This window comes from Pseudophaeobacter flagellatus (genome assembly GCF_021228235.1).
GTDB lineage: Bacteria > Pseudomonadota > Alphaproteobacteria > Rhodobacterales > Rhodobacteraceae > Pseudophaeobacter > Pseudophaeobacter flagellatus.
On record NZ_JAJQRG010000013.1, the window covers coordinates 82,051 to 88,406 of the forward strand.

Annotated in this window: 4 protein-coding genes; 2 read left to right on the forward strand and 2 right to left on the reverse strand. The window is 61.6% G+C overall.

Features of this window, described 5'->3' with window-relative positions; translation table 11 throughout:
• Positions 1–6: 6 nt before the first annotated feature.
• Entirely contained in the window at positions 7–780 is a 774-nt protein-coding gene (locus tag LRK71_RS19050) for a LamB/YcsF family protein (protein ID WP_232405542.1), read from the forward strand.
• Here the strand turns inward: LRK71_RS19050 and LRK71_RS19055 are convergent.
• On the reverse strand, positions 777–1,616 hold the full coding sequence (locus LRK71_RS19055; RefSeq protein ID WP_232405543.1) for a helix-turn-helix transcriptional regulator: 840 nt from the start codon (positions 1,614–1,616) through the stop codon (positions 777–779). The genes LRK71_RS19050 and LRK71_RS19055 overlap by 4 nt on opposite strands.
• Positions 1,617–1,691: 75 nt before the next feature.
• Between LRK71_RS19055 and LRK71_RS19060 the strand changes: the two genes are divergently transcribed.
• Positions 1,692–4,901 (forward strand): 2Fe-2S iron-sulfur cluster-binding protein, encoded by a 3,210-nt coding sequence (locus LRK71_RS19060; protein WP_232405544.1) that lies wholly within the window; start codon positions 1,692–1,694, stop codon positions 4,899–4,901.
• A gap of 167 nt (positions 4,902–5,068) precedes the next feature.
• On the opposite strand, the gene LRK71_RS19065 is transcribed toward LRK71_RS19060, so the two are convergent.
• Positions 5,069–5,932 carry a glycosyltransferase family 2 protein gene (locus tag LRK71_RS19065; protein WP_232405545.1) on the reverse strand — a complete coding sequence of 288 codons (864 nt, stop codon included), beginning with the start codon at positions 5,930–5,932 and terminating at the stop codon, positions 5,069–5,071.
• Between the last annotated feature and the right edge of the window lie 424 nt (positions 5,933–6,356).

The window sequence follows — 6,356 nt, forward strand, 5'->3', positions numbered from 1 at the left end:
CACCTGATGAACAAGACCGTCGATCTGAACGCTGATATGGGCGAAAGCTTTGGCCCCTGGAACATGGGCGATGACAGCGCACTGCTAGATATTGTGACCTCGGCCAATATTGCCTGCGGGTTCCATGCCGGCGACCCGGACGTGATGGCAGTGACCATGGCGCGGGCGCGGGACAATGGTGTTGGTATCGGCGCCCATCCCGGCTTTCCCGATCTGCAGGGCTTTGGGCGCCGCAAGATGCAGATGTCGCCTGTCAGCCTGGGCAATATGGTGCGCTACCAGCTGGGGGCGGCGCGTGGCATGGCGGCTGCGCTGGGCACGCAGGTGCGGCATCTGAAACTGCACGGCGCCCTGTCCAATATGGCCTGTGTGGATCACGCCATGGCCCGGGCCTGCTATGAGGCGGCGCTGGAGGTCGACCCGGATATCATCATCATGGTGCTGGCGGCCACCGCGATGGAGGATGTGGTGCGCGATCTTGGCTGCAACTGGTGTGGTGAGATCTTTGCCGACCGTGCCTATAACGACGATGGTACCCTGGTGGACCGCAGCCTGCCGGGCGCGGTGATCCATGACGTCGATCTGGCCGGACCGCGCATTCTGCAGATGGTGCAAGAAGGCGCAATCATCACCCAAAGCGGCAAGCGGATCGAGACATCGATTGACACCATCTGCCTGCATGGCGACACCGCCGAGGCGGTGGCGCTGGCGCAATCGGTGCGCAACAGCCTAGAGGCGGGCGGGGTCGGTTTGCAGCAGTTTGCCGGGCGCAAAGGCTAGGCGCTGCTATTTTTCTGCGGGCCTGATGGTGGTTCGTCAATTGTATTGAGGATCAGCGTGGCGATCTGCGTGACCGAGCTGACGCCCAGCCGCCTATAGGCACGCCGCCTGAGGGTGCGGATGGTGTTTTCCGAAACCCCCAGCTCTAGCGCGCTGCCGGCCACGCTCATCCCGCGTACGGCCAGATCGCAGACCTCGGCTTCGCGCCGGGTCAGCGCGCCAAAGAGCCCGGCATCTTGATCTCGTAGGGTCACGGTGCGCCCTGCTGCTGCCCGCCCCGATGCGGCCCGGCCAAAGGCGGTGCCGCCGGCGATCCGGTGGCGCAATCCTATCAGCTCATGTACCAGCGGCAGCACCTCTTGCAGCCGCTGCATCTCTGCCGGGCTAATCCAGCCTGCGGCCTTGCCGCGCAGGAAAAATGACTGAAAGCCCACCCGCTCGCTATAGGATGAAACGGTGACCCGCTCGATCACCTGATCGCGGACATAGATCGGGCTGATCGGATCCTGGGGGCCGGGACGCCAGCGTTCGATTACCTGCCCACCGCCCTGGGCGGCGCGGATCCGCTGCAGAATGCTTTGCATCAGCTGGTCATTTTTCAGGATCACGCTGGCATTGCGGTTGAACCAATAGCTGCTCATCTCGCCCGCCCAAATCGACAGGACGGGGGCGGGGCGGGACATGTCGGCCACATAGAAGGTGCCAAAATTTGCGATCTCGGCGGCGCTGCGAATATAGGCCAGCACCTGGCGGGCAAAATCGGGCTGCACCACGGCCGCAGCCAGCGCGGCGACGTCACCCCGAGGGAGCGGTCGTGGAGGGAATATGTCACTCATTCGGGTGACAGACTGGGGCGTCTGTTGTGAAATAGTCAAGCAGGTTCCAGCGATCCCAGCGGCGAGGCCCGGCAGATGACCCAGATATTTTCTAATCGCAAGCGCGCGATCCACTTGGGTCCTTACCCGATGGAACGGCTGATGCGCGGGCCAATGCCGGATTTGGCGGCGGTGCCGCCGACCCAGCCGTTGGATTTCCGCCGCCCCACTGCGCCGGCCTCTATTGTCAATGCCATGGGGGAATACCAGGCGATGATGGATGCGATCCGTGACGGGCTGGTGAACAGGGCGCAGGCCACCTGTCCCGGTGATCTTCAGGAACGCGCCAACCATATCAAGGCTTTTGGCTATTTTGCCGATGCCGCCATGGTGGGAATTGGCCCGGTGCCGGACAGTGCGCGGCTGACCCGGCCGTTTCGCAACCCGGATATTGACCGCCTGTCGCAGGATTTGAAGACCCGCCAGACCAAGACGCTGGCGGCGGGGATCGACCATATCATGGCCGATCTGAAAGAGGCGATGCAGGCACCGCCCACCACTATTGGCGATCATAAACACGCCATCGTCTTTCTCTATGACATGCCACGCGATCCCCGCTCCGATGAAGAGGGGGCGGATTGGATCCAGGGTGCCGAGCAGCATCGCGCCTGTCTGCGGGCCAGTGAAACTGCTGTGGTGCTGGCCAATTACATCCGCCTGTTGGGATGGGATGCCAAGGCCCATACCGGCACCTCTTCGGATGTGGACCTGAACAAGCTGGCGGTGGCAGCGGGGCTGGTGGCGGTGCAGGATGGGCGGTTGCTCAACCCCTATCTGGGAGAGCGCTTTGGCATTGCGGTGGTCACTACCGATTTTGAACTGGCGCAGGACCAGCCACTGTTGCCGCTGGATCAGCAACCGATGATGCGGGTCAAGGGGCCAAAATGGTGGCTGGGGCTTGGCTCGCAGCGCTCAGCCTTTCACACGGATCCCTTTAAGTCCCGTGAGTTCAAAGATGGGCCGCACCCGTTTGAGACCCTGAATCGGGTGGATGACCCCACCACCTACATTGACGAGCCAAATGTCGCGCGCGTGCCCAAGCGCGCCGATATGTTTGCCCGCAGCCAGTTTGGCGACATGGGCAAGGCCAATCAGGCGGCAGCCACTGGTGGGTTCTATGTGCGCAAGGCGGCACCGTCGATGGCGCAGCGGCGCATGCTGGGCGCGTTTGTGCTGTTGCAGGATGGCGCGCCATCACAGGGACCGCGCCCTGCGGATGCCGCGCGCAATGCCGCAAATGTCAAAGCGGCCAGCTATTGGCTGGGCATCGATGCGGTGGGTATCAGCCGCTGCCCGGACTGGACCTGGTACAGCCATGATGCCACAGGGGCTGAAATCCATCCCGAGCATGATCAGGCCATCAGCATGATTGTCGATCAGGGCTTTGACACCACCGAGGGCACTTCGGGGGATGACTGGATTGCGGTGGCCCAATCCATGCGGGCCTATCTGCGCTTTTCGCTGCTGGGCGGCGTCATTGCCCGGCAGATCCGCAATCTTGGCTTCAAGGCCAAGGCCCATACGGTAATGGATGGCGAGGTGCTGCAGCCGCCGCTGTTGTTGTTGTCCGGCCTGGGAGAGGTCAGCCGCATTGGCGAGGTGATCCTAAATCCCTTCCTTGGCCCGCGCCTGAAATCCGGGGTTGTAACCACCGATATGCCACTGGCGCATGACAAGCCAATCGACTTTGGCCTGCAGGCCTTTTGTGAGGCCTGCAACAAATGTGCCCGTGAATGCCCATCGGGGGCGATCACCGCTGGGCCGAAGCTGATGTTCAACGGCTATGAGATCTGGAAAAGCGACAGCCAGAAATGCACCACTTACCGGATCACCACGCCGGGGGGCGCCATGTGTGGCCGCTGTATGAAGACCTGCCCCTGGAACCTGGAGGGCATCTTTGCCGAGCGCCCCTTTCGCTGGGCCGCGATGAAGATACCAAAGGCGGCGCCTGTCTTGGCGAAACTGGATGATGCGCTGGGCAATGGCGAGATGAACCCGGCCAAGAAATGGTGGTGGGATCTGGAGATGGAGGAAGACGGTGGTTACCACCCGACTCGCCATCCGGTGAACGCCCGCGCGTTGCAAAAGGATCTGAACCTGAAATACGAGGACCAGACCCTGGCCGTTTATCCGGCCCCGCTGGCCCCACATCCCTGGCCCTATCCCTTTCCGATGGACCGTGAAGCCGGGATTGAGGCCTACCAGCAGATGATCACCGCCAAGGACTACAAATCCCGCCGTGCCAAGGGCGAGACCGGCCCCTGGCAGCATCGCTATAGCAGTGATGTTGACAGCCCGGTGCTGGCGGTGCGGGTGGCGCGGGCTGAGAAGATGAGCCTGGGTGTCACCAAGTATGAGTTCGAGAGCCTGGATGGTGCAGAGCTGCCGCAATGGACTGCCGGAGCGCATCTCGACATCGTGGTGGCGCCGGAATACCTGCGGCAATATTCCATGTCCGGTGATCCTGCCGATCGCAGCCGCTACCAGATCGGGGTACTGTGCGAAGACGCCGGGCGCGGCGGATCGCAACTTTTGCACCGGATATTTGCCGAGGGACGGCGGGTCTTTGTCTCTCAACCGATCAACCATTTCCCGTTGGAAGAGGGCGCGGTGAAAAGCTATCTCATGGGCGGCGGCATCGGGATTACGCCAATGATTGCCATGGCGCATCGCTTGCACGCGCTGGGCCGGGAGTTTGAGCTGCATTATTCGATCTCGGATCGCGCCGGTGCGGGCTATCTGGCAGACTTGGCCGCCATGGCCTGGGCTGATCGGGTGCAAATACATGTTTCGGCCGAGGGGACGCGCGCCGATCTGGATCAGCTGCTGGCGGGCTACGCGTCGGGGCAGCATGTCTATACCTGTGGTCCGACCCGCTACATGGAGGGGGTAATGCAGGCGGCGGAGCGCCAGGGCTTCCCCGAGGAGGCGCGCCATCTGGAATATTTCACGGTCCCTGACCTACCAGAGTATGAAAATCACGCGTTCAAGCTGGTGCTGGCGCGGTCCGGCAAAACACTTGAGGTGCCCGCTGACCGGGTCGCCACAGATGTGCTGATCGAAAATGGTGTGCATATCGACGTTAAATGCGCCGATGGTATCTGCGGGATCTGCAAATGCGGGCTTGTGTCAGGGGAGGTGGAGCATCGCGACTTTGTCCTGTCCAAGGCGCAACGCGAGGCGGCTGTGATCCTGTGTCAATCCCGCGCGGCCCAGCCGGACGGGGTGATTGAAGTCGATCTCTAGCGGAAGGAGGGGGAGCGCGGAGCAAGGGGGGGGGCTCCCGCGCAGCGCCAGAGACATCAAAGATGCCTCGCGCCCCTTGGGCCGGGCGCCGCAGCCAAGCTGCGGCGCGTTTGGCTCTCTTGGCAGAGCGCCAAACAGGACGGCGTGCAACTGGACACTGGGCGTGCTTACAGCGAAGCAAACCAATCCGGCAGCTGCGTGCGATTGTCAAAGCGCAGGCTTTTGCTGCGCAATACAGAGGTTGCACTGTCGCGAACCGGAGATTGTAGTTCTGTCCAGGCCTGCTCTTCGGCTGTCTCCCAGTTCAGAAATGGCAGGGCCTTGGCTTCGGCGACCTTCTCTCTGGCTTCGGCGCTGGCCTGCTGCCAGGCCTTGCCGGGTGTGCCTGGCCCTTTGCTATTTCCGACTTCGTGGCGCACCGTGGTCATTTCAGTCAGGGCCATGGCATCCGCAAATTTCAGATGTGCCAGATAGACACCTCTTGGCATCACATACGGAAACTCGGCTAATCGGCCAGGGCGCAGCTGAAGGCCGTGCCGCCGTAGCCCAATGGGGCGCCGTACCGCCCAGGCCTTGCTGTAGTGCCCAGTAAAGACAGCATCCCGGCGCTGGGCAAAAACCGACTGCCCCCTGGCCGCCGGATCTGCTGGGGTGAAATCAAACATATTGAAGCCAAGCGCAAAAAGGGCAGGGGCCTCCTGTGCCTGCATCATCTGCCCCAGCGACCCCCAGCGCCTAGGGTCGACGCAGATCACCTCATCCGCATCGGTGCGAATAACCCAGTCGTACAGTTCCAGCAGACCCTGTTGAAAGCTGTTCAACATGCGGCCGCGCCAATGATCGAACCCCTGCAAGCGATTGCGCGGGATCGTCAGAACAGAGACCCCGGGGCAGATCTCTTGCACCTGCGGGTCCGCACCATGGGAAACGACATAGAGGTTCTCAGCCCCGAGCTGGCGGCTGTAGTGGCGATACCATTGGGACAGCGCCCAGTGGTCCTTATGCGCCATGGTAAGTGCACAGATATTCATGCCGCTCACTATGTCGGCCTGGTTCCGTCTCGCCAAGAGGCTTTGACGGGTCGGGCGGCTCAACCCTCCGGACAATCTGGTTTCATCGTGCAAAGTAAGAAAAGTCTGGCGCGGTTCATGGCGTGAGTCGCAGTCGCTCTTGTGGTCGGCGGGGTTGGTTCATCTATATGTTGATGTCGCGGCGACCTGGGGGTCTTGGCTGCACAAACCTAAGCCCGCGAAACCGCAGACCAAGTGCCAGTTGGGGCAGCAGTAGCTCAAGGTAACCAGCTAATATTGCTGTATAAAACAGAAATATTTGAAAAAGATGTGATTTTGTGAAATTATGGGTTGCGGGATGTTTGAGTTAACACTAGAACCCCCTCTACCGGCAGCGGCGACGCGGTCTGGTGGGTTGCTTCGGCGGCCGGACGGGCCGGAGAGA